Here is a 21634-nt window from a genome sequence, read left to right on the forward strand (position 1 = left end):
TCGAAACATGTGCGGTGTAAAATCGAAATCGCGCGCGGCCCGGTCAGATCAAGTTGGGCGGTCTCGAGACAGGTGGAACGATATGGGCGGCGCCGTTCCAAAGCGTCCGCTGGCGAGGCAGCGCCGCTTTTGAGATCGGAGATCCGGCGCGGCGTGCCGTCACGACGTAGATCTACGGCCCGAACGTGCGGACCGCTGGCATGTCCTCAGGCCAGTTCGGGGTCGATCCCGCCCGCTTCGAGACGCTCGATCAGGGGGCGCAGCTGCCGGGTTTTGCGCCCGGGCCCAGATCTCATCCTCCAGCTGCTCGCTGGACGCTTTCCTGATATCCTGAACCCTATATTCTGCGAACCGGCCCCTCGCGTCGAAGCCGCCGGCTACTATGGCCATCGCGGCGCGATTGCCGACGCGGACGAAGTGCCAGATCCCGTCTTTCGACCGTCCCCAAAGTTGGACGGAATTTTCGTCGCTACCGGCCATGGCTTCGCCTCCTGTGGTGTCTATCGCGAGCCGGGGTGAACCATGTCAGGACTACATTGGCAACGGACGGTCTCCGGTCCAAAGCTGCGCGAGCTTGTCGGCGATCGCTTTCCAGCGTGCGACGCCCGCAGCGTCGTTCGCGGCCGCGAGGATCGCGATGCGTTCTGCAATGTGAAGCGCGGCAGTGTCGCCATGCTCCTGCTCCAACAGCAGTGCGCACGCCCATAGCTCCTTGTCGGGCGTCATCATGCGGCGATGACAGCATGGCGGGCGGCGTCGCGCAACAGGCGGCCGATGTTCGTGGGGATGGCTTCCCGGGCCCCAGAGAATGTTCGAACCGGGATCGGCAGGGGCGGACCACCGCAGGACGAGGACTTTCGGCTTTGGCCGGGCGGAGCTTGGCCGTATTCGGGCGCGCGGCTTGAAGCCGGAAAGCGTCCTTGTCCCCGCGGCAAAAGCGGCCACCGGTAAGGACAGGGGCCGAAGCCTGACATGTCCTGCACCTGAAAATGCCGGCAGACCGGGTGCGCGCGACGTGCCGGAGGCTTCCGCCAAATTAATCGAGCGACTGCAAAATCATCGGATGGACGTCGGCGCGCGACGACGCAGAGCACGAATGCATCAGGTTGCTGAAACATGCGTCCACCGCGATCTTTTTCATCCTTTGCAGACCGCGGTTCCGGTCGCGGAGCCCACGATAAGACAAGTGTCGCTCGTGGCGGGGCCGAAGAGCGTCGACGCGGTCGCTGTCACGCTTTCAGCTTTATCTTCCGTTCGACTTCCGCACCGGATTTCTCGGCGCTCTTTCGGCGATTGAAGACGCTACGCATATGCCGCATGTCGGCGGGGCTCAGATGTTTTTCCGCAGCGACGAACTGCTCCTGTTCCTCTTCGCGAATGTGATGGAGGTATTTTTCCTTGGTCGCCGCAAAACGACGTAGCCATCCGGGCGAGGCCATGTCACGAGCGGCGAGATCGGCAAACATGTCGTCGATTTCCTTATGCTCGGCGACAGCATGACGGGCATCCTCGGTCGTCTCGGGATTGCGTAGCACCGTCGACCACAGTGCCTGCTCTTCGGCGGCTGCATGGCCTTTGATTTCGTGCACTAGCTCGCTGAAAAGACGGACCCGGTCGGGCGACTTGCCGACGGTGTCCTCGATCATCGCAAACAGCGCCCGATGCTTGTCATGGTCTTCGACGAGACGCCCGAAAATGTTCGGGTCACCGCGAAACGTCGTCGCGGGTGTGGAGCCGATGCGCGCGGCGCGATCGGGGGCGATCGCTTTCGCTTCGGAAATGGCGGCAGCCTTTGCCGCTTCGGGTGATCTGCGGACCTTTGTACGGACTGCCATATCGAGCTCCTCCGGCGATGCACTCCAGTCTCGCTCGCGGATGATCGCACCGCACTCGCCCCCGGCTTTTGGCCAGTCGACCTTGCGGGAGGCAGGAAGCAGCAGTCGCCGGGCGGCATCGAGAAGTTCCCGTTCGCCCAGGCGACCGCCGGCAAGGCATTCTGCCGCGAGGCTATGCCAGTCGGCAAGAAAATCGGGAGGTGGGGTGGGTCCTTCAGGCATGTCGGTGCCTCACCATATCGCCGGAAATTGTCAATCTATAAGCGCCGGCCCCTAGCCTGTGCGAGTATGCCATCGGCCATCGCATCATGCGCTATTCCCATCATTGCCAGCTTCGATACCGGCGCAATTCTTTGCATGAATGCAGGAGAGGCAAAGTCGGGGCGGCGCATCGGCTCGGGGGCGGGAGGCGGATCAATCTGTCCTCGGACAGGCATTTCACCACGCCTTGACGTCGCGGTCCTCGGCAACGAAATGGCTAGCTGCGGGTATTGTGCGATGCATTACCGCCCGGGTTCGATCCGGGCAAACCATTGGCGGAAAGGCATGAACGCCCGTGCATGATGATGACAGAAAGGCGCTTGGGTCGGTCGGAACCGCGGCGCCGGTGAGCGAGACGGGCCGCGATCATCGCCGCGACACCACGGTCACGCATGGCGGGCTCGACGAAAGGGGAAGTGTCTTTTTCGCCGCGATCGAGATGACGCGGATGCCGATGATCCTCACCGATCCCAATCTGCCGGACAACCCCATCGCATTCGCCAACAAGGCCTTCCTCGATCTGACGGGCTATGAAGAGGCCGAAGTCCTCGGCCGCAACTGCCGCTTTCTGCAGGGCGCCCAGACCGATCGCGATAGTGTAGCGGAGCTGCGCGATGCGGTCGAGCGGCGCCAGTCCATCGCCATAGAGATTCTCAACTACAAGCGGGACGGGACGCCCTTCTGGAACGCGGTGTTCATCGGCCCCGTCTACGACACCAGCGGCAAGCTCCTCTACTTTTTCGCCAGCCAGCTTGACGTTACGCGGCGTCGCGAGAGCGAACAGGCCTCGCAGCACGCGCAGAAGATGGAAGCCATCGGCCAGCTGACCGCGGGGCTTGCGCATGACTTCAACAACCTCCTCCAGGTCGTGAATGGCAATCTCGAATTGCTCGGCTCGCGGATCGATGACGAAAAGCAGCGCAGCTATCTTGAGCGCGCACAAGGTGCCGCCGAACGCGGCGCCAAACTCACCGGGCAGCTGCTCGCCTTCGCCCGCAAGACGCGCCTCACGCCGCGGGCCATCGACGTCAACGAATGCATCCACGCGTTTGCCGACATGCTCGAGAGCTCGCTCGGCACCCGGGTCGAGCTTCATCTGTCGCTGCGGCGCGGCCTGCCGAAAGCGGTGCTCGACCCAGAGCAGTTGGAGATGGCGATCCTCAACGTCGCGCTAAATGCGCGCGACGCCATGCCGACGGGCGGGCTGCTGACGATTTCGACCGCGAAACTGCATCTTAATGGCGATGCGCCGGCGCGGGGCCTGACACCGGGTGACTATGTCGCGATCGAACTTGCCGACGAAGGCGAGGGCATGGAAGACCATGTCATCGCCCGTGCTGCCGAGCCGTTTTTCACGACCAAGGCGACGGGTAAGGGAACCGGCCTCGGGCTCGCCATGGCGACGGGGTTTGTCCAGCAGTCGCGGGGGCGGATGGAAATCGAGAGCAAGGTGGGCGTAGGCACCACCGTGCGCTTGCTATTTCCCGTCGCGTTATCGGGCGAAGGGGAGAATAGCGAGGTAGCGCCGCTCTCGTCGCCGACCGATGTGCGCGGATCGGCGCACATCCTGCTCGTCGAGGACAATGCCGATGTACGGACACTCGCTCGCGAGAATCTCGAGGGTGCAGGGTACCGCGTGACCGTGGCGGAGAATGGCGACGCGGGTCTGGCAGCCTTCAAACAAGCCATGGGCGATGATCCCTTCGATCTCCTGTTCACCGACATCGTCATGCCGGGGACGATGAACGGGATCGCCCTTGCCGACGCGATCGCCCGGCTTGCTCCGAACCTGCCCGTCCTGATGGCGACCGGCTATAATGAGGAGCTTGTTGCCGAGGAGCCCCGGCGTTCAGGACGCGACGTGCTCGGGAAACCCTATCGGAAGGGCGAACTGCTCGATCGTGTGTCGCAGGCACTCGCCAGGCCCGGGCCCGACGGAGATCGACGTATACCGTCAGATTTTGGCGCCGCTGAGGAATGAGTGCCGCGCTCGGGCGCACCCCAAGATGTCGCTCGCGGGGATGCGCGGATCGAGCCAGGCGGCCCAGCGGTCGCGGGGCAGGGGAATGATCTGGCGGTGATGATAGGCGGCGATGTCGGGCCCTGCCTCCATCGTCAGCAGACTGAACGCTTCGCCGACATGGGCGTCGCGCCAGATGCCCGCCATGCAGAACCAGCGATGATCCTTCAGCGTGAAGAGCCATTTATCAAGCCGCTTCTGTGCCTTGTCGGTCGGGTCTGTGAACTCGTAGAAGCCGTCACAGAGGACGAGGCAACGTTTGTCGCCGAGATCGCGGCCTTCCGAGCGGACGTTGTAGACGGGCTTGCCGCCCTGACCCGGCCAGCTCCAGCGCCGGTTGACGAGCTCGCCGATCGCGTCGCCATCGCTGCTCTTCACGATCGGCGCCATGTCGGTGATGCGGACATCCTCTCGCGCCGGCACGTTCGGCGCGCCCTCGGGCATCCTGATCTTGATCTGGAGGTCATCGAAATCCTCGGCGATCGAGGCGATATCGACTTCCAACCTGTAATCATTGCACATGCGTGCGCATTCCCTGTCGCCCTTGGCCGCGCTTGCGACTCAGTATCGTTCCCATTATGTTCCAACTATGAGCGGCGCGCCAACCCCTTTCGACCCCGAGTCCGCGGACGGCTGCCGTGCGCTCATAAGACGCAATCCCGTGGATGAAAGCGAGATCGAAATGGTCGAGGCGGTTTGGGGCAGCGACCCGCGCTTCTCCGACGGCATCAACTATCGCTTTGTCCGCTCGGAAGGCCGCGCCTTTCCGATGCGCCGCTGCCTGATCCCCGCGTCGGAATTCCGGATGGGGACGGGCGATCATCGCTACCGGGTGACGCTCGACAGCGGCAATTTCTTCTACCTTGCTGCGATCTGGGACCCGCCGCTCGCCGACTGGCCGCTCTCCTATCGCATTCTCACCATCCCGGCGGGTGCCGATGTCATACCCTATCAGTCGCGCCACGGGGTTATCGTCCAGCGGCGCGACGTTATGGGGTGGCTCGACGGGAGCATCCCGAACGAGGTGCTGTTCGAGGAACCGCCGCGCCACAGCTTCTTCGTCGAACCGCTGAAGGCGCAGACCGAGTTCGCGCTATGAGGTCGCGCGCCGCGCGGGCGAAGGTCACGCTGCAGCCCGCCGATCTGTTCGGCGCGCCGCTGCTGCCGGGATTGAACTACGCCGATGATGTTCTTGATATGGCTGAAGAGACTGTGCTGATCGAGCGGATCGGTGCCGCCGGACTGACGCCGTTCCAGTTCCAGCAATGGGAAGGCAAGAGGCTCACGCGCTCGTTCGGCTGGACTTATGATTTTCAGACCGGGCGCTTTGCGCCGTCGGACCCGATTCCCGCCTGGCTCTTGCCGCTGCGCGAGCGCGCGGCCGCGTTCGCGGGGCTCGCGTCTGGCGATCTCGTGCAGGCGCTCGTCATCGAATATGGCGTCGGCGCCGGGATCGGCTGGCACAAGGATCGCCCGGTGTTCGAGCATGTCGTCGGCATTTCGCTGGGGGCCGAGGCGGCGATGCGGTTCCGGCGGCGGATAGGCTCGCGTTTCGAGCGGGTCTCGGTGCCGCTCGCGCCGCGGTCGATCTATCATCTGGACTGCGAAGCGCGAACGGATTGGGAGCACAGTATTGTCGATATGCCGGCACCCCGCTGGTCGGTGACGTTCCGGAGCCTGCGCTAGCCTAAGCGTTTTGAGCCGATGTTTGCGCCTAAGATCATGCGCCCAAACAAAATATCGTGTCGCCGGGAACCGGATAAGGGGTATCCGGGTATTCCCGGCGAGCTTCAAAACGATAATGGTTTGAGTGCTTCCCACCGGGCCGCGCTCTCGCGCGGCCCGGACTAACTTCCACCCTTTTCTTGTCCCGGAATGCCGTCGTTAGGTGTGGGCATCGACCGGCCCGAGCGCGTCGATGATCGCGTCGCAGAAGGCCGGGAGATCGTCGGGGCAGCGGCTCGTGATGATGTTGCCGTCGACAACCACTTCCTCGTCGACCACCTCGGCGCCGGCATTGGCGACATCGGTGCGGATCGACTTATAGCTCGTCATTTTCCTGCCCTTGGCGAGACCGGCTTCGACGAGCAGCCAGGGCGCGTGGCAGATCGCGGCAACGGGCTTGCCGGCGTCGGCAAAGGCCTTGATCAGCGCGATCGCCTTGTCGTCGACACGCAGCAGGTCGGGATTGATCTGGCCGCCCGGAAGAACAAGGGCGTCATAATCCTCTGCCTTGGCATCTGCGATCAGCAGATCGACTTCGATCTCATCGCCCCAATCGTCTTCGTCCCAGCCGGTGATGTCGCCGGTCTCGAGCGAGGCGATGTCGATTTCGGCGCCCGCATCCTGAAGCCGCTTGAGGGGCACTTCGAGTTCGGATTGTTCGAAGCCGTCGGTCGCCATGATGAGAATGCGGCGCGTGTCGAGGGGATTGGCCATCTGATTGTCTCCTTGATGTCTTTCGACAATGCGCGGCGGCGGGAGATGTTGCGGCGTCCACGGCAGAACGCCCCGCGTTCGATCTGAGCAGATGCTGGATTGGCTTCAGGACGTTTGCCCTGACCTGTCGAAAGCGCTTTGACGGAACATGCCATTCCTGTCGCTACCGCGACGTCCTGAAAGCCCCATCCAGGTGGAAGAACCCGGGTGGGACTGCTTGTGAAGCAGGAAAATTCTCGGGATCTGAAGCGGGACATTGACGCGCAAAGGAACCGAATATCTTATCGTGATAATCGAAAGAAATTTGAGGAATTCGATTCCGGCTCGGCCGAGGGGGGCTCATGCGACTGACAGGGTTTGGCCGACGTGCCGTTCAGACCACCGCTCTGGCGAGCTTGCTGGTGGCCGGGGGCGTCGCATCAAGCACGGCGCAGGCGCAAAATCAGCAAACCCAGCAATGCCTGTACGAGAAAAGAGGCAATTTCGTGCACTCACGCTCTTCCGCGCGGTACGGCGGCGTCGCCTCGTACAATGCCACCGAATATATGTTCACGCCGCATAATGACATGGTGCGGTTGAGCCTCACCTTGACGGCTGCTGCGGAAGCAAACGACAATCCAAAGGCCAGTATCAGTCTTGTGGCCGAAAACGCAGACGATGCTTCGCTTCATGACCTGTATGAAGAGATCGATCCGCCTGACCCGATTCCTGTCGAGCGGCTGCGCATTGTGGACGAAGTGAACACGGTCCTTCTGGACTGGCGTGACCAGCAGCCGGCGAACTGGCGGCAGCCGAACCCTCTCATTGTTGCCGAACCTGGTAGCCAACTGGAGCGAAGCATGTTGAACGGACAGCCGGTTTGGATCGAAGTCACAGTGAAAGGCGCCGGGATATCTAGGCTACGGATGCGTAGCCTGAAACTAGCGCGCGCGTTTTTTGATGCCCGGGTGATGGCTAATGATCTGGTGGCGAAGGCGCATGATGGACGGTGCACCCTAGTCCCTTGATCTCTCCCCGGTCGGCAGCCGAGACCGAATGTCACTGATGCCACAAACGTGGCCTTAGGAAAGTCTGGACCGAGGCAGCGACCGCTTGGCGCCCGAAATCAGACGTTCGAACTACGCGCAGAGCGACAGGGATCCGGTCGAACTATTAAAAGCGCAATGTCCGCAATCGGCCAAACGGAGCCGCGCCACGGGCTCAGCTTCATAATGCTGCGCGCGCCATGACGGAGTAGATCGGGGCATGATCCAACTCTCAAAGGCCGTGCGGGTCCATCCCATTTTGCACCACGAGCAAAACTATGACACTTAAGCATATGCTTGACTAACGAAATTCTTGCGGTATCAGTTTAGCATATGCTTCAGTATGATGCCAAACCGCTGGACCTCATTTTTCACGCTCTGTCCGATGCGGGGCGCAGGGCAATGGTCGATCGCCTGAGCCGCGGACCCACCTCGGTAAGTGATCTTGCCCGACCGATGCCCATGACCTTATCGGCGGTCGTTCAGCACCTGAAGATACTCGAAGAAGCGGGCCTCGTGAAAAGCGAGAAGGTGGGACGCGTTCGTACCTGCACGCTCGAAATGAGCGCGATGGCCAATGTCGAGCGTTGGATCGCCGAGCGCAAACGCTTCTGGCAGCAGCAATATGACCAGCTTGAGGCCTATTTGGCTGATAGTGCGCCCAAGGAGAATGACGAATGACTGTTACCAACGCCTCCTTCACGATCGAGCGGGTGCTGAATGCCAAGCCCGAGCGTGTGTTCGCCGCCTACAAAAGTCTTGAAGCTAGGAGCGCGTGGTTCAAGGCGCCCTCCGATATTGAGACGCTGGATCGCGAGCTCGACTTCCGGGTCGGCGGAAAAGAACGTTTTCATGCCCGTTGGCCGAGCGGTCTCGTCACTGACTTCCAAGCGGTCTATCACGACATTGTCGAAAATGAACGGATCGTGCTCGTCTACGATCTATTCCATGATGGCGACAAATTGTCTGTCTCCCTGCAGACTCTTGAGCTCAGGGCTGAAGGCACCCAGACGCGCCTGCTCCATACCGAACAGGCTTCCTATTTTTCTGGCGGCATGAATGCTGTGAGCGGCCGCGAGCATGGCACCGCCTGGCATGTCGATAATCTGGTCGCCGTCATCGAAGGCCGTGAAGCGAGGGCCTTTGCATGACACTCGAACTTTTTGCGCACCCGTTCTCGTCCTATTGCCAGAAAGCACTCATCGCCTTTTACGAGAATGACATCCCCTTCACCTACCGGATGATGGAGGATTCTGGCGTCGGGGAAGAACTCGCATCGCTGTGGCCGATGAAGCGCTTTCCGATATTGCGCGAGCACGATCGCACCGTGATCGAAACGACCATCATCATCGAATATCTGCATCTTCATCATCCGGGACCGGTGAAGTTGATCCCCGAAGATCCGGATCTTGCCGTCGAAGCGCGGATGCTTGACCGCTTTTTCGACAATTATGTCATGACACCCCAAGGAAAATTTGTGTTCGACGCGCTTCGGCCCGCCGAAAGCCGGGATCCCTTCGGTGTCGAGGAAGCCCGCAAAATGCTGGATACCAGCTATGCTTGGCTAGATCGAAGAATGAACGGCCGCACCTGGGCCGTCGGTGATCACTTCACCCTTGCCGATTGCGCCGCCGCGCCCTCACTCTTTTATGCTGATTGGACGCACCGCATTCCGGAGCAATTCGAACATCTCGCAGCCTATCGTGCACGGCTGCTAGGACGGCCGTCGTTCGCACGCGCGATCGACGAGGCGCGCGGCTTCCGACACTATTTTCCTCTGGGAGCGCCGGACCGCGACTAGAGGGCAGGACAGGTCGTCGAATGTCCGCTCGCGAAATGTATCGCTGTAAAGCCGACCGACCGCAAACGGCCAGACCCAGTTGTTCAGAGCATTCGCACCGAGATCGCTTTTAACCAAAATCGGCTAGAAGGAATGATACCGCGACAGCCAGCATGATTGCCGCAAACACGCGGCGAACGGCCTTGGTACGCCGCGGGTCGGATAGCCAGTCATGTGCCCAGCTTCCCGCGATAACGATCGACAGGTGGATGGATGTTGCGATGGCGACGCTGATCAACGACAGGATCAGCGCATTACGAATGCCGAGCGCCTCGCCATTAAGGAACTGCGGGGCCACCACGAGGAAGAAGATATAGGCCTTGGGGTTGAGGAGATTGATCAAGGCTCCGGTAGCAAAGGCGCGGCGAGGCGCACTCTGCGGCCGGATCGCTTGAGATCCATCGCCCGTGCCGTGCCAGGCTTCGATAGCGAGCCACAGCATCATTGCTGCGCCCGCGAAGCGAAGGATGTTCCAGAGTTCCGGGGCGGCTTGCAGCAATGCCGCCAGCCCCAAGGCTGCCAGAACGCCGTTCGCGAGCAGTCCCAGCGCGACGCCTGCGACGGCAGGCAGGCCGCAACGCCGGCCTTCGATGGCGGCAAGCCCGGCGAGCCAGGCCATGTTCGGGCCGGGCGTCAACTCTATCAGCAGCACCGCAAGCGCAAACCCGATAATGTCCAAGCGCCTATTCCCTCGCGGTTAGACGGCAGTTCCGACCAGTCGCCCGATTCCTGCCGTCAGCGCCATGGCGAGAGCTCCCCAGAAGACGACGCGCGCGACAGGCTTCAACGGCCTCGATCCTCCCGCCGTTGCCCCAACCCATCCGAGCAGAGCAAGAAAGAGGAGCGATGCAACCGCCTCGCCGGGCACAAGCCAGTCGTGTGGGAGCATCGCTGCCGCCAGCACAGGGAGCAGGGCGCCCAGTGTGAAGGTCCCGGCCGAGGTGAACGCTGCAGTGATCGGCCGCGCCGCTGTCATGTCGGTGATATGGAGTTCGTCGCGGGCGTGGGTGCTGAGCGCATCGAACGCCGTCATCTGAGTGGCGACGGTTCTGGCGACATCGGCATCGACGCCCCGTGCTCGATAGATGCCGGCAAGTTCCTCAAGTTCAGCCTCCGGGTCTGTGGCCAGCTCGAGCCGTTCGCGTTCGAGGTCCGATCGCTCGGTGTCCGACTGCGAGCTCACCGACACATATTCTCCGGCGGCCATCGACATCGCGCCCGCGACAAGCCCGGCAATTCCCGAGACGAGAATCGCAGAGCGCGGGGCGCCCGATGCGGCGACGCCCATGATGAGGCTTGCGGTCGAAACGATGCCGTCATTGGCACCGAGCACGGCGGCTCGCAGCCAGCCGATGCGCGACACAAGATGGCTTTCGCGGTGGCTTCTCATCCATTGTTCCCCTGCAGTTTGGCTCCGGCCGGTTCGATCGCATCGCCGTCGACAAGGTCTTCGACCATCAGGGCCATCAGGCCGACTTGCGAATGGACTCCGGCCTTGGCGTAGATACGCGCGAGTTGCGCCCGGATCGTCCCCGACGCCGCGCCGCGGAGGTGCGCAATCTCGGCGGCATCGAAGCCCTTGAGCGCGAAGAGCGCGACATCCGCCTCGGCGGCAGTCAGTTGCCAGTCGAGAAACCGCTGCCGGACAAGGTCCGACATGGCGCCGCGCGCCGCCGCGACCGCCGTCTCGTCAAGTCGCGCGCGAAGGATCAGCCAGCGCAGCTGGAGAGCGCCGAAGCCGACCCCGGCAAGAAGCGCGACGGTCGCGCCGGTTTCGACGAGCAGGTGCATGCTCCAGCCATCGTCCAGGATGTCGCCAGCGACGTCGGCGATGAAGAAAATGGTCGCCAGGGTCTGGAGGATCACCAAAAAGGTGGTCGCGACCGCCCGGCGTTCCAGCGATCTTCTTCGTTCCTGCATGGCCAATGTTTACGCGCGGCCGGGCAACATAGCCAACAGGATTTCCCGGCCACTGCGGCGCGTCTCGAAGGCCACCCCGGCGATATGCAGTGCGATGAGAATGTAGAGCAGATTGACGGCCGTTTCGTGGACTTCCTCCCACACGCCGTCCTCGCCGCCTTCGCCCTCATCATCGTCGTCATGATCGCCCTGTTCTACGGCCAGTTGCCGGCTGACCTCGCCTGACAGCGCGGCTCGATCGAGAAAAGCCGTCGAAGGAGGCTCCCCCATAGCTATGCCGCTGGCGATGATGACGCCGAGCATGCTCCAGATTGCATAGACCATCAGCGCGCCGAGCGGGTTGTGCGAGCGATGAACCTCCTTTTTGCCGACCCTGATATCGCGCAGGTGGGCGAGTGCCCGGCGGGGGCTCGGGGGAAAGGCCGAGTAGCGAGCTTCGGGCGGTCCTATCATTCCCCACAGCAGGCGAAGAGCGAGGATGGCGGCCAGTGCATAGCCGACCCAGATATGCACGCCCGACCCTTCTTCGGTGAATAGCGCGTTGGCGATGATGGCGGTAACGATCGACCAGTGGGTTATTTTCACGACAGGGTCCCAGCTACGACGCGAGCGAACAGGTCTGTCGGCAAATTCTTCGGCATCGAAACGGGGCGAGTAAGTCATGATCTTTTCCTTCGCTATTGGGAGGATGTGACCATCGTTAAAGTCGCTTGGCCATCGGCGAACCGCTTATGAGCGCAGGCATAAGCATCTGCTTATGTCGAGAGAGTCATTGGGCGCTACAAATCGGCGACATTTTGTCCCATTCACGCCTATGGCTCTTCAAATCCGACCGTCGCCTCTCGGCCACTTCCGGCGTTACGCTCCCGGAATTCCGGCGAGTTCGGCTGGCGTGACGACAGGTTCGTTCCGGTCCTTCCGTTCCGAATAGCGGTCCACGAGCTGGTCGGCATGGCCACGCGTCAGGACGGTGAAACGCGCCAGCTCTTCGGCGACGTCGACGATCCGGTCATAGTAGCTCGATGGCAGCATCCGGCCGGCCTCGTCAAACTCCTGATAGGCCTTGGCGACGCTCGACTGGTTGGGAATGGTGATCATCCGTATCCAGCGTCCGAGGATGCGCAGCGTGTTGACGCTGTTGAAGGATTGCGACCCTGCGGACACCTGCATCACAGCGAGCGTCCGACCCTGCGTCGGGCGGAGGCCCTTGTAGGCGAGCGGCAGATGGTCGATCTGGGCCTTCATGATCCCGGTGATCTGTCCGTGACGCTCTGGGCTGCACCAGACTTGCCCTTCGGACCAGAGCGAATGCTGCCTCAGTTCCTCGACCGCCGGATGATCGTCGTCTGCGACCTGGTCGGGCAGCGGCAGGTCAGACGGATCGAATATGCGTGTCTCGCAGCCGAAGAGCTGCAGCAGTCGCGCGGTTTCCTCGACGACGAGCCGGGAGTAGGAGCGCTCGCGCAAGCTACCGTAGAGGAGCAGGATGCGCGGTGCCGGATGGAGAGGGCCGAGACCGAGGGCCGGCTGCCGGCGCAGATATTCGGGGCTGAGCGCCGGAAAATGGTCGGTGTCGACAAGCGCGCGCAGGCGCGTGAGGGTTGGGTCTGTCATGGTCATGCTTCCGACGGAGTGCTTGCGGGAAACCAGCGGTGCCCGAGGCGAAATGCCACGCCGACGAGGAGGATGAGGACGGGAACCTCGACGAGCGGGCCGATCACTGCCGCGAAGGCGACGGGCGAGGCGAGGCCGAAGGCGGCAATCGCGACCGCGATCGCGAGCTCGAAATTGTTGCCCGCAGCGGTGAAGGCGACCGCAGTCGTGCGCGGGTAATCGGCCTCGATGAGCTTGCCCATCCAGAAGCTGATAAGGAACTGGACAACGAAATAGATCGTAAGCGGGATCGCGATGCGGACCACGTCGCCAGGGATCGTCACGATCTCACCACCCTTCAGGCTGAACATGGCGACGATGGTGAACAGCAGCGCGACGAGCGTGATCGGCGCGATCTTGGGCAGGAAGCGGTTCTCGTACCAGTCGTTGCCCTTCGTGCGGGTGAGGATATTGCGCGTCACATATCCGGCGAGGAACGGGATGCCGAGATAGACGAGCACCGCTTCCGCGATCGTCCAGAAGTTTACGTCGATGACGCTGCCTTCTAGCCCGAACAGCGGCGGGAGCACCGCGAGGAAGAACCAGGCGTAGACGCTGAAGAAGAGGATCTGGAAGATCGAGTTGAAGGCGACCAGTGCCGCGACATATTGATTGTCGCCCTTGGCGAGCTGGTTCCACACGATCACCATCGCGATGCAGCGCGCGAGGCCGATCAGGATTAGGCCAGTCATATACTCGGGCTTGTCTGAGAGGAAGATGACTGCCAGCGTGAACATCAGCACCGGACCGATGATCCAGTTCTGGATGAGCGAGATGGCGAGCACGCGCCTGTCGTCGAACACGCGCGGGAGTTCGTCATAGCGAACGCGGGCGAGCGGCGGGTACATCATGAGGATCAGCCCGATCGCGATCGGGATATTGGTCGTTCCCACCGACAGGGCGTCGATCGCGCCGGGCAGACCTTCGAATATCGTGCCCAAGAGTACGCCCAGCGCCATCGCGAGGAAAATCCAGAGCATCAGGTAGCGGTCGAGGAACGACAGCCGTTCCTTCTTGATCTCAGCCATCGCTTAATCGCCGACGCGATTGCCGGCGGCGTCGACGACGGGCTGGCCGTCCTCCCTACTAAAGACGCCGAGCTGCGTGGCCGGAAGGATGTCGAGCACGGCCTCTGAGGGTCGACAGAGCCTGACCCCGAGCGGTGAGACAACGAGCGGGCGGTTGATCAGGACCGGATGCGCCATCATCGCATCGATGAGTTCGGCATCGCCGAGCGCCGGATCTTCAAGGCCGAGTTCGGCATAGGGGGTGCCTTTTTCGCGAAGAAGATCGCGGGGCGTCAGCCCGGCGCGCGCGATCAGCTGTTCGAGCAGGACGCGAGATGGCGGCGTCTTCAGATATTCGACGACGTGTGGTTCGATCCCGGCGTTGCGGATCAGCCCGAGGGTGTTGCGCGACGTGCCGCAGTCGGGATTGTGATAGATGATGATATCGGTCACGGCCTTGGCTTCCTTCAGCAGCAGGCGAGTTCGGCGAGCAAGGGCTCGCATAGCTCGGCGCGACCCTGGCAACAGTCCTTGGCGAGGAAGAGCATAAGGCCGCGAAGCGCATTGATGTCGGGGCGCTGGATGAATTGGCGTCCGCACTTTTCCGACTGAACGAGCCCAGCCTTGGCGAGGACGGCAAGGTGGGTCGAGAAGGTGCTCTGCGTCAGTCCCGACTGTTCGACGAGCTGTCCTGTCGAAAGACCTTCGGGTTCATGTTGCACGAGCAGGCGGAACGCATCGAGCCGCGTCGGATGTGCGAGTGCGGCAAGGGCGAGCAGGGCGGCATCATTGTTCATGTATCGGAATTATCCGATGGGTTCGTACGGGTCAAGACCAATCGTATTTTTCCGATGGGTTGTCTCGGTCTTCTCGCGCTCCGTCTGGGCAGGGTGCGTTGATCGTCCGACCGCGGCAGGTCAGTGTGTCCAGATCCCGATTTTGAAGTGATGCAGATATGGATGTTCGTCAGATAGTCTTGGGAGACGCGCCAGCGGTTCAGGCCATCTACGCACCCTATGTAACTTCCACCACGATCTCGTTCGAGGAAGTGCCGCCCGATGTCGCGGAGATGGAAAGACGCATCGCCGCCATTCTGCTCAAATATCCCTATCTTGTAGCCGAAGTTGACGGGCAGGTTGTCGGTTACGCCTACGCTAGCGAGCACAGGACTCGCGCAGCATACCGTACATCCGTCGATGTCACTGTCTATGTGGCGCCCGGCGCACAGCGGAGCGGGGTGGCGCGCCGCTTGTATTCCAGTTTGCTGCCTACCGCGGCGAACATGGGCTATCACGCCGCATTTGCGGGCATTGCGCTGCCAAATGACGCGAGCGTCGGGCTGCACGAAGCAATGGGCTTTGAACCGATAGGCATCTACCGCGAGGTCGGACGAAAATTTGATGCTTGGCACGATGTCGGTTGGTGGCAACGACTGTTGTGAATGATCCGGAGGCGGCGCACGCGGTTGAATCTGGTTTCTGTCGTAGCAGGCTGGCGAACACCGAATGGCCACTTTTCGCATTTTTTGCACAGAAGCGGACCGTCCCAAATCGGCCAAGCCCGGGAGATCACCCGACACTCACCGCATGTTGTTCAACTCGCCGTATCCTCATCGTGAAGTCGTTTCTCCTCAAGCTGCGACCTTCGCGCTCACCGTCGGATATCGTCCGCCGCGTCACATACCGAAGTCTGGAAAATCCGACGGTTTGTGGCCCGCTTCGATTGCGACGAAGCGGGCAACGTGAGGTCCTAGTTGTCGTTCTCGACGGTCGCCGCGACCGCTTCCAGGATGACGTCGGCCACCTCTTCCGGCTTCGAGAGAAGGCTGAGATGCCCCGCCTTCAACTCGACGGTCCTTGCCTTCATGGCGGCCGCAAGTTCGCGCTCCAGAGCGACGCTAACGATGCGATCCTCTGTCGAGACGATGTAGTGGGTCGGACGCGTTTCCCACGCTGCCTTCGTGATCTTGTCACTGAAGGTGCTTGCGGCGAGCGGCGGCTGAACCACGGCCAATGTTCGTGCCTCGATCTCCGGCAAATCCTGTGCGACGTCGGAAATCCAGCCTTCGACGTTGAGCTTCAGAAAGCCGGAACCGTCGTTGTCGATGTGGCTCAGTGCGGGTGGCGCATCGTGCCGACCGACCTGCTCGCCCACTGTTTCGCCGGCCTTCGGCGCAAAGGCCGCGACGAACACCATCGACTTCACCTTGGGATCGTTGCCGGCCTCGGTAATGACGGCACCGCCCCAGCTGTGGCCTACCAGAACAATCGGGCCATCGATCGCGTCGATCGCACGCCTGGTTGCCGCCACATCGTCGGCGAGCGACGTTGTGGGGTTCTGCACCGCTATAACCGGGACTTTTTTGGCGAGCAGAAATGGAATTACCCGGCTCCAGCTCGAACCATCTGCCCAAGCGCCATGAACGAGTATGACGGTCGGTGCCGCCTGCGAATGGTCACTCATAACTTGATGCTCCTGCTCATTCTGGTCTGCTATCGGGAAAAGCTGCAAGCCCTCAGGCTGCGTTCCCTTTTCATCAGGCGGCGTCGACGAGAACGATTTCGCTGTCCTCAATGGCAGTGACGCGCAGCACGTCGATATTGCTGATTGCGGCTCCGTCGCGGGCATTTACCCGGACGTCGTCGATCTGAACGGCGCCCTTGGCCGGGACGAGATAGGCCTTGCGGTCCTTGCCCAGCGGATATTCGGCGGTCTCGCCAGCCCGCAACGTGGCGCCGAGGACGCGGGCGTCGGTGCGGATCGGCAGCGCGTCATTGTCGTTGTGATAGCCCGAGGCGAGCGTCACGAATTTGCCCGACCGTTCGCCCTTGGGGAAGGGCTTGGCACCCCACTGCGGCGCTTCGCCGTCGCGGGTCGGCATGATCCAGATCTGGAAGATTTTCGTGGTGACATCCTCGAGATTATATTCCGAATGGCGGATGCCGGTGCCGGCGCTCATGACCTGCACGTCGCCCGCTTCGGTGCGACCCTTGTTGCCGAGATTGTCCTGGTGCGTGATCGCGCCTTCCCGGACATAGGTGATGATTTCCATGTCGCGATGCGGATGCGGCGGAAAGCCGGTCTGCGGTTCGATCGTGTCGTCGTTCCAGACGCGCAGATTGCCCCAGCTCGTGCGGGCGGGGTCGTGATAGCCGCCGAAAGAGAAATGATGCTTGGCATCGAGCCAGCCATGGTTGGCGCCGCCGAGGCTGTCGAAAGGTCGAAGTTCGATCATAGTCTGTCTCCAGGGCCGCACCGGGATGGCGGCCGATGGAGCTGATTTAGGCGTTGCGGCCATTCCCGTTCAGTGGGATAAAACGCGGCAATATGTTCGAGGAAATGGAAAAGTGAACAACCCCGGCACGCCGACGCTCGACCAGCTGCGCATCTTCCTCGCGATCGTCGACACGGGGAGCTTCGCGGCGGCCGGGCGCCAGCTCAACCGTGCCGTATCGGTGATCAGCTATGGCATCGCCAATCTCGAGGCGCAGCTCGGCCTCACGCTTTTCGAACGCGAGGGCACGCGCAAGCCGCAACTCACCGTCGCGGGCCGCGCGCTCTTGTCGGAGGCGCGGGCGATTTCGGTCGGGATCGACGGGCTCCGCGCCAAGGTGAAGGGGATGCTCGACGGGCTGGAAGCCGAACTCGATCTGGCGGTCGACGTGATGCTGCCGTCCGAAAGGCTGGGCCGGGTGCTGCGCGCCTTTGCCGCCGAATTCCCGACGGTTCAGCTCCGGCTCCATGTCGAGGCGCTCGGCGCAATCACCGCGATGGTCCTCGATCGCAAGGCCATCCTCGGCATCTCGGGGCCCTTGGCGGTCGGGGTCGAGGGTGTCGAATGCGTTGCAGCGGGGTCGATTTCCATGGTCCCGGTGGCGGCGCCCGATCATCCGCTCGGACGGATGGAGCGGATCCCGCCCGGAGCCGGGCGCGATTATACGCAGCTCGTACTTACCGATCGCTCGCGCTTTACCGAAGGGCGCGATTATTCGGTGATGAGCCCCAAGACCTGGCGGCTCGCCGACCTCGGCGCCAAGCATGCATTGCTGCGCGAGGGCATCGGTTGGGGCAATATGCCGCTGCCGATGATCGAGCCCGATCTGGTCGCAGGGACGCTGGTGCAACTTGCGATGCCCGACCATCCGGGCGGGACCTATCGATTTGCAGGCGTCTGGCGCCGCGACACGCCGCCGGGACCGGCAGCCTCTTGGCTGCTCGAACAGTTCGTCACGCTTGGCCAGCATGATGCGGAAATTGCCGGGATGATCGACCTTTAATATTTCAGCATCGCCTCGGCACCGACCATGCGGATCGTTCGGCCCGGGCCGGTGTCGCGGATGAAGGCGCCGGGCCGAAAGGCCGAAAGCGATGCCGAGAAGGACAGGGTATCGCTTGCCTGCCAGGCCGCCGAAATTTCCGCCTGGTCGCCGATATGGCGCGCGCGGCTGCTGCCCGCGGCACGGAGGAGCTGGCCGGGGAGGTCATAGATGCCGTCGCCGCGGCTTTCGCGCCAGAAGCGCGCCGCGAACAGTTCGACCGTCACGCCCTTGCCGAGATCGAAATCGACGCTGGGATGCAGGTTTACGATATTGCGCGGGCCGATCGGCGACAGCTCGCCGAAATATTTGCCCTTGGGAAAGAGCGCGTTGAAAGTGCCGAGGCGGTCGTCCGCGGCATCGCGGTCGCCACTTGCGATATTGGCGCGGAGGCGCAAGCGTGGCTTGAGTGGCGCTTGCAGGAAAGTCCATGCGGTCTCGGTCGCAAGCGACCAGGCGCGAATGCGGTCACCGTCAAACTGCCCGCGCTGGAGCATGGCCTCCCAGTTCCAACCCAGGTTGCCGTGCCGGCCGAAGAAGCGCAGGCCGAAGGTGTCGCGGCTTTCGCGTCCGGTCCGGCCGGCAAAGCGCGCCGCCTCATTCTCATATCCCAGCCAATAGACGTCGATGCCGACATCGCTTGCCGGCGCGATCGTGGTGTAGACGCCGTCGAGCCGCCGCGTCTTCGTCGTGCGATCGTCGAAATCGCCAGCGCCGATCGCGACGGGACGCAAGTGGAATGCGTCGACGCGCACCGGCCCGATATCCGCGATCGCGCGCAGCCCGTCGAATGCCTGCGGAATATTGGGGCCATAGCGGATGCCGACGAGCCGCTCCGACCCCATCGCGACGAGTTCGCGTCCGCCGCGCAAGGTCAGGTTGGCCTTGTCGCCCAGCGGGACGCGGACGTCGGCGAAAGCCTGCAACAGGTCGATCCCGGTTTCATCGGCTGGCCCCTTTCCGGCGCCGACGCCGCGGGCATAGCCGGCAATGCCTTGCACGAAAACCCGCGCCGGACCCGCGTGCAGGTCGGCGTGCGGCAGGACGCGCAGCCAAAGATAGCCGTCGTCGGGGGCTGGCGGATCGCCCCATAGATTGTCGTCGAACCCCTCGAAGCGCGCCCGCGCCTCGCCGCCCAGCGTCAGATAGGCCGATCCATCGCTTGCGATCGGGATATATTTGACCTCGCGCCATCCCTTGCGGGGCGTATCGCGCAGCACCGACCAATCCTCGTCGTAGCGCAAATTGGTCTGCGCCACCTCCTGCGCCTGCGCCGCCAGGGGCAGCAGCGCGGCGAGCAGGGCGGGGATCCGCATCGTCAGCGACGCGTGACGAAGTGGCGCACGACCGGCGGCGTATCCTCCGTCTGGAAGGCGCGCAGCGCGTCCTGCTGCACGCGGTCGGCATTGGTCACGCGGTCGTGCTGTCGCAGATGCTCGAGCCAGCTTTCGACCGTGAAGCTCTCGATCACCGTGCCGGGAACCGACGTATCTTCATAGACGCCCCAGTGGATGGCGCCGTCGCGGCGGCGGATGCGGCGCATTGTCTGCATCGCGGCGAAGAAATCGGGCACTTTCGCCGGGTCGACGCGATATTCGATCGTCACCAGTACCGGCCCGCTGTCATGCTCGACGGTGCCGTCGACGAGCGGTGCCGGCCAGTGCGCCGAAGGCGCGAGGTCGAGCATGCTCGCGCGGTCGAGCGGATAGCGCCAGGCAAGGATGATCGCGGCGGCGACCAGCAGCGCCGCGGCGGCGAGCAGCGTCGAGGGAACGCCGATGCGCGACGCGACCGATCCCCACAGCGCCGATCCCCCCGCCATCGATCCCTGAAAGACGAGCAGATAGATGGCCAGCGCGCGCGCCTTGACCCAGCCGGGGGAGGTCGCCTGCGCGCCGCCGTTGAGCGACGCCATCATCGCGATCCACGCCAGCCCCGCGACGAACAAGGCTGCGGAGGCGGTCCAGAAGCCCCCCGCCAGCGACAGCGCCGCCATCGCGGCAGCGAGCAGGATCGACGCGGCCAGGGTGATCGCGTTCGCGCCCATCCGTCCGCGCAGCTTCGGCATCAGGATCGCGCCGCCGATCGCGCCGAGACCCATGAAGGTGAGCAGTCCGCCATAGCCCGCCGGACCAAGGCCCAGGTCGCGGCGCGCGATGATCGGCAACAGCGCCCAGAGGCCGCTGGCGAACACGAAGAAGCCGACCGAGCGGATGAGCACGACCTGCAGTTCGGGCGCGCGCATCGCATAGCGCAGCCCTGCGCGCATGGCGCCGACCATATGCTCGGCGGGCAGGTGGCGGTCGGGCGCGTTCCGGCGCCAGCGGACCAGCACGGTGATAACGCCGATTACCGACAGCGCGTTGACCGCGAAGACGGCGGCCGGGCCCGATGCGGCGATGATGACGCCGCCCAGCGCCGGGCCGATCGCGCGGGCGATGTTGACGCCCAGCGAGTTGAGCGCGACCGCCTGCTGCAATGCCTTCGGCGGCACCAGTTCGGGGACGATCGCCTGAAAGGCGGGCGCGGAAAATGCGGCGCCGACCGCGATCAGCGCGGTGAAGACCAACAGCACCCAAGCGGTGGTGAGGCCTGCCAGCGTGATCGCGGCCAGCCCGGCGGCGCCGACCAGCCCGAACAGCTGCGCGCCGATCAGCAGGCGACGGCGGTCGACGATGTCGGCGAGTGCCCCGGCGGGGAGCGCCAGCGCGAACATCGGAAAGGTCGTCGCGGCCTGCACCAGCGCGACCATCAGCGGGTCGGGCGACAGCGATGTCATCAGCCAGCCCGCGCCGACATCGTGCATCCATGTCCCGACATTGGAGACGATGGTGGCGATCCACAGGGCGCGGAACATCGGGCTGGCGAGCGGGCGTTCGGCTGCTGCTGCGGTGGCGGCGGCGGCGCTCATGCCTTGCGCTCCTGCAGGATCGCGGCGAGCATCAGCCCGCCGATCAGGCCGGCATGCTCGAGGAAGGTATTGCGTTCATGGAAGCGCGTAACCGGATCGGCGACCTGCCAGAAGGGGTGCGCGATCAGCGTTGCGGCGGCGGTGAATACGCCGAGCGCGCCGGCGCCGAGCCAGGCCTGACGCCCGATGATGACGAGCAGCGAGCCGCCGATCTGGACGGCGATGGTCAGCGCGACGACGAGTGCGGCGGGCTCCAGCCCGAAATGCCGGGCTTCGCCGAGCGCGCCGCCAAGGTCGAACAGCTTGGCAATGCCACTGGTCCAATAGGGGAGAGTGAGGAGAGCCGCGGCGAGGGCCGCAAAGCGGCGGTCGCCGAGCAGGCGGGCGACAGGAGCAGGGGTGTTCAT

At 63.2% G+C, this 21634-nt stretch carries 26 protein-coding genes; 9 read left to right on the plus strand and 17 right to left on the minus strand.

Annotation, left to right across the window (positions count from 1 at the left end):
• Positions 1-531: 531 nt before the first annotated feature.
• Together B1A78_RS03445 and B1A78_RS03450 are read right to left on the minus strand one after the other, a co-directional pair.
• On the minus strand, positions 532-729 hold the full coding sequence (locus tag B1A78_RS03445) for a hypothetical protein (protein ID WP_306171642.1): 198 nt from the start codon (positions 727-729) through the stop codon (positions 532-534).
• 500 nt (positions 730-1229) lie between these two features.
• Complete coding sequence (locus B1A78_RS03450; protein ID WP_256837447.1) at positions 1230-2057, minus strand: hemerythrin domain-containing protein; 828 nt, start codon at positions 2055-2057, stop codon at positions 1230-1232.
• Between the two features lie 334 nt (positions 2058-2391).
• On the opposite strand from B1A78_RS03450, the gene B1A78_RS03455 reads away from it, so the two are divergent.
• Positions 2392-4077 carry a PAS domain-containing protein gene (locus B1A78_RS03455; RefSeq protein ID WP_077145613.1) on the plus strand — a complete coding sequence of 562 codons (1686 nt, stop codon included), beginning with the start codon at positions 2392-2394 and terminating at the stop codon, positions 4075-4077.
• Here B1A78_RS03455 and B1A78_RS03460 read toward each other — a convergent pair.
• Positions 4051-4638 carry an SOS response-associated peptidase family protein gene (locus B1A78_RS03460; protein ID WP_077145614.1) on the minus strand — a complete coding sequence of 196 codons (588 nt, stop codon included), beginning with the start codon at positions 4636-4638 and terminating at the stop codon, positions 4051-4053. The genes B1A78_RS03455 and B1A78_RS03460 overlap by 27 nt on opposite strands.
• Before the next feature lie 139 nt (positions 4639-4777).
• Here B1A78_RS03460 and B1A78_RS03465 point away from each other — a divergent pair, with 139 nt between their 5' ends.
• Positions 4778-5215, plus strand: a complete 438-nt coding sequence (locus B1A78_RS03465; protein ID WP_256837448.1) for an SOS response-associated peptidase family protein — start codon at positions 4778-4780, stop codon at positions 5213-5215.
• Positions 5212-5802 (plus strand): alpha-ketoglutarate-dependent dioxygenase AlkB, encoded by a 591-nt coding sequence (locus B1A78_RS03470; protein ID WP_077145615.1) that lies wholly within the window; start codon positions 5212-5214, stop codon positions 5800-5802. Before B1A78_RS03465 ends, B1A78_RS03470 begins: the two co-directional genes overlap by 4 nt.
• 198 nt (positions 5803-6000) lie before the next feature.
• Here the strand turns inward: B1A78_RS03470 and B1A78_RS03475 are convergent, their stop codons facing one another.
• Positions 6001-6555 (minus strand): type 1 glutamine amidotransferase domain-containing protein, encoded by a 555-nt coding sequence (locus B1A78_RS03475; RefSeq protein ID WP_077145616.1) that lies wholly within the window; start codon positions 6553-6555, stop codon positions 6001-6003.
• 341 nt (positions 6556-6896) lie between these two features.
• On the opposite strand from B1A78_RS03475, the gene B1A78_RS03480 reads away from it, so the two are divergent.
• The 4 genes from B1A78_RS03480 (at position 6897) to B1A78_RS03495 (ending at position 9381) form a co-directional block, all read left to right on the plus strand.
• The gene (locus tag B1A78_RS03480; RefSeq protein WP_077145617.1) at positions 6897-7562 is read left to right on the plus strand and encodes a hypothetical protein; all 666 of its coding nucleotides are present in this window, start codon (positions 6897-6899) and stop codon (positions 7560-7562) included.
• A 351-nt stretch (positions 7563-7913) separates the two neighbouring features.
• Positions 7914-8261: a helix-turn-helix transcriptional regulator gene (locus B1A78_RS03485; protein WP_077145618.1), complete on the plus strand. Its 348-nt coding sequence runs from the start codon at positions 7914-7916 to the stop codon at positions 8259-8261.
• Positions 8258-8731 carry an SRPBCC domain-containing protein gene (locus B1A78_RS03490; RefSeq protein ID WP_077145619.1) on the plus strand — a complete coding sequence of 158 codons (474 nt, stop codon included), beginning with the start codon at positions 8258-8260 and terminating at the stop codon, positions 8729-8731. The genes B1A78_RS03485 and B1A78_RS03490 overlap by 4 nt, the downstream gene beginning before the upstream one ends.
• Entirely contained in the window at positions 8728-9381 is a 654-nt protein-coding gene (locus B1A78_RS03495) for a glutathione S-transferase family protein (protein WP_077145620.1), read from the plus strand. Before B1A78_RS03490 ends, B1A78_RS03495 begins: the two co-directional genes overlap by 4 nt.
• A 109-nt stretch (positions 9382-9490) precedes the next feature.
• Here the strand turns inward: B1A78_RS03495 and B1A78_RS03500 are convergent, their stop codons facing one another.
• From B1A78_RS03500 to B1A78_RS03535, 8 genes are all read right to left on the minus strand, one after another.
• The gene (locus tag B1A78_RS03500) at positions 9491-10099 is read right to left on the minus strand and encodes a LysE family translocator (protein WP_077145621.1); all 609 of its coding nucleotides are present in this window, start codon (positions 10097-10099) and stop codon (positions 9491-9493) included.
• An 18-nt stretch (positions 10100-10117) separates the two neighbouring features.
• Positions 10118-10810, minus strand: coding sequence for a VIT family protein (locus B1A78_RS03505; protein WP_077145622.1), 693 nt, complete (start codon positions 10808-10810; stop codon positions 10118-10120).
• Positions 10807-11346 (minus strand): helix-turn-helix transcriptional regulator, encoded by a 540-nt coding sequence (locus B1A78_RS03510; protein WP_077145623.1) that lies wholly within the window; start codon positions 11344-11346, stop codon positions 10807-10809. Before B1A78_RS03510 ends, B1A78_RS03505 begins: the two co-directional genes overlap by 4 nt.
• Positions 11347-11349: 3 nt before the next feature.
• On the minus strand, positions 11350-12003 hold the full coding sequence (locus B1A78_RS03515) for a cytochrome b/b6 domain-containing protein (protein ID WP_077145624.1): 654 nt from the start codon (positions 12001-12003) through the stop codon (positions 11350-11352).
• A 195-nt stretch (positions 12004-12198) separates the two neighbouring features.
• A complete protein-coding gene (gene arsH, locus B1A78_RS03520) occupies positions 12199-12954 on the minus strand; it encodes an arsenical resistance protein ArsH (RefSeq protein ID WP_077145625.1) in 756 nt (251 codons plus the stop codon).
• 2 nt (positions 12955-12956) lie between these two features.
• The gene (gene arsB, locus B1A78_RS03525; protein ID WP_372236863.1) at positions 12957-14012 is read right to left on the minus strand and encodes an ACR3 family arsenite efflux transporter; all 1056 of its coding nucleotides are present in this window, start codon (positions 14010-14012) and stop codon (positions 12957-12959) included.
• A gap of 12 nt (positions 14013-14024) precedes the next feature.
• A complete protein-coding gene (arsC, locus tag B1A78_RS03530) occupies positions 14025-14453 on the minus strand; it encodes an arsenate reductase (glutaredoxin) (protein ID WP_077145627.1) in 429 nt (142 codons plus the stop codon).
• Positions 14454-14467: 14 nt separating this feature from the next.
• Entirely contained in the window at positions 14468-14797 is a 330-nt protein-coding gene (locus B1A78_RS03535; protein WP_077145628.1) for a helix-turn-helix transcriptional regulator, read from the minus strand.
• 158 nt (positions 14798-14955) lie between these two features.
• Between B1A78_RS03535 and B1A78_RS03540 the strand changes: the two genes are divergently transcribed.
• Positions 14956-15441 carry an arsinothricin resistance N-acetyltransferase ArsN1 family B gene (locus tag B1A78_RS03540; RefSeq protein WP_077145629.1) on the plus strand — a complete coding sequence of 162 codons (486 nt, stop codon included), beginning with the start codon at positions 14956-14958 and terminating at the stop codon, positions 15439-15441.
• A 308-nt stretch (positions 15442-15749) separates the two neighbouring features.
• Here B1A78_RS03540 and B1A78_RS03545 read toward each other — a convergent pair whose 3' ends face one another.
• Complete coding sequence (locus B1A78_RS03545; RefSeq protein WP_077145647.1) at positions 15750-16463, minus strand: alpha/beta fold hydrolase; 714 nt, start codon at positions 16461-16463, stop codon at positions 15750-15752.
• A 73-nt stretch (positions 16464-16536) separates the two neighbouring features.
• Positions 16537-17235 (minus strand): pirin family protein, encoded by a 699-nt coding sequence (locus B1A78_RS03550; RefSeq protein ID WP_077145630.1) that lies wholly within the window; start codon positions 17233-17235, stop codon positions 16537-16539.
• 112 nt (positions 17236-17347) lie between these two features.
• On the opposite strand from B1A78_RS03550, the gene B1A78_RS03555 reads away from it, so the two are divergent.
• Positions 17348-18277 (plus strand): LysR family transcriptional regulator, encoded by a 930-nt coding sequence (locus tag B1A78_RS03555; RefSeq protein WP_077145631.1) that lies wholly within the window; start codon positions 17348-17350, stop codon positions 18275-18277.
• On the opposite strand, the gene B1A78_RS03560 is transcribed toward B1A78_RS03555, so the two are convergent.
• The 3 genes from B1A78_RS03560 to B1A78_RS03570 are packed head-to-tail and all read right to left on the minus strand — an operon-like array spanning position 18274 to position 21634.
• A complete protein-coding gene (locus B1A78_RS03560; RefSeq protein WP_077145632.1) occupies positions 18274-19632 on the minus strand; it encodes an alginate export family protein in 1359 nt (452 codons plus the stop codon). The genes B1A78_RS03555 and B1A78_RS03560 overlap by 4 nt on opposite strands.
• Positions 19633-19634: 2 nt before the next feature.
• Positions 19635-21227, minus strand: coding sequence for an MFS transporter (locus B1A78_RS03565; protein WP_077145633.1), 1593 nt, complete (start codon positions 21225-21227; stop codon positions 19635-19637).
• Positions 21224-21634, minus strand: coding sequence for a DoxX family protein (locus tag B1A78_RS03570; RefSeq protein WP_077145634.1), 411 nt, complete (start codon positions 21632-21634; stop codon positions 21224-21226). Before B1A78_RS03570 ends, B1A78_RS03565 begins: the two co-directional genes overlap by 4 nt.

Origin of the sequence: Sphingopyxis sp. KK2 (genome assembly GCF_001990265.1) — a bacterium.
In the GTDB taxonomy this organism is placed as follows: Bacteria; Pseudomonadota; Alphaproteobacteria; order Sphingomonadales; family Sphingomonadaceae; genus Sphingopyxis.

Excerpts from the sequence above, each read along its gene's own strand:
- B1A78_RS03485 (WP_077145618.1), top strand. The coding sequence starts at position 7,914 with ATGCTTCAGTATGATGCCAAACCGCTGGACCTCATTTTTCACGCTCTG.
- B1A78_RS03560 (WP_077145632.1), bottom strand. The coding sequence starts at position 19,632 with ATGCGGATCCCCGCCCTGCTCGCCGCGCTGCTGCCCCTGGCGGCGCAG.
- B1A78_RS03495 (WP_077145620.1), top strand. The coding sequence starts at position 8,728 with ATGACACTCGAACTTTTTGCGCACCCGTTCTCGTCCTATTGCCAGAAA.
- B1A78_RS03540 (WP_077145629.1), top strand. The coding sequence starts at position 14,956 with ATGGATGTTCGTCAGATAGTCTTGGGAGACGCGCCAGCGGTTCAGGCC.
- B1A78_RS03565 (WP_077145633.1), bottom strand. The coding sequence starts at position 21,227 with ATGAGCGCCGCCGCCGCCACCGCAGCAGCAGCCGAACGCCCGCTCGCC.
- arsH (WP_077145625.1), bottom strand. The coding sequence starts at position 12,954 with ATGACAGACCCAACCCTCACGCGCCTGCGCGCGCTTGTCGACACCGAC.
- B1A78_RS03480 (WP_077145617.1), top strand. The coding sequence starts at position 6,897 with ATGCGACTGACAGGGTTTGGCCGACGTGCCGTTCAGACCACCGCTCTG.
- B1A78_RS03445 (WP_306171642.1), bottom strand. The coding sequence starts at position 729 with ATGATGACGCCCGACAAGGAGCTATGGGCGTGCGCACTGCTGTTGGAG.
- B1A78_RS03550 (WP_077145630.1), bottom strand. The coding sequence starts at position 17,235 with ATGATCGAACTTCGACCTTTCGACAGCCTCGGCGGCGCCAACCATGGC.
- B1A78_RS03570 (WP_077145634.1), bottom strand. The coding sequence starts at position 21,634 with ATGAACACCCCTGCTCCTGTCGCCCGCCTGCTCGGCGACCGCCGCTTT.
- B1A78_RS03490 (WP_077145619.1), top strand. The coding sequence starts at position 8,258 with ATGACTGTTACCAACGCCTCCTTCACGATCGAGCGGGTGCTGAATGCC.
- B1A78_RS03475 (WP_077145616.1), bottom strand. The coding sequence starts at position 6,555 with ATGGCCAATCCCCTCGACACGCGCCGCATTCTCATCATGGCGACCGAC.
- B1A78_RS03470 (WP_077145615.1), top strand. The coding sequence starts at position 5,212 with ATGAGGTCGCGCGCCGCGCGGGCGAAGGTCACGCTGCAGCCCGCCGAT.
- B1A78_RS03460 (WP_077145614.1), bottom strand. The coding sequence starts at position 4,638 with ATGTGCAATGATTACAGGTTGGAAGTCGATATCGCCTCGATCGCCGAG.
- B1A78_RS03450 (WP_256837447.1), bottom strand. The coding sequence starts at position 2,057 with ATGCCTGAAGGACCCACCCCACCTCCCGATTTTCTTGCCGACTGGCAT.
- B1A78_RS03535 (WP_077145628.1), bottom strand. The coding sequence starts at position 14,797 with ATGAACAATGATGCCGCCCTGCTCGCCCTTGCCGCACTCGCACATCCG.
- B1A78_RS03545 (WP_077145647.1), bottom strand. The coding sequence starts at position 16,463 with ATGAGTGACCATTCGCAGGCGGCACCGACCGTCATACTCGTTCATGGC.
- B1A78_RS03515 (WP_077145624.1), bottom strand. The coding sequence starts at position 12,003 with ATGACTTACTCGCCCCGTTTCGATGCCGAAGAATTTGCCGACAGACCT.
- B1A78_RS03505 (WP_077145622.1), bottom strand. The coding sequence starts at position 10,810 with ATGAGAAGCCACCGCGAAAGCCATCTTGTGTCGCGCATCGGCTGGCTG.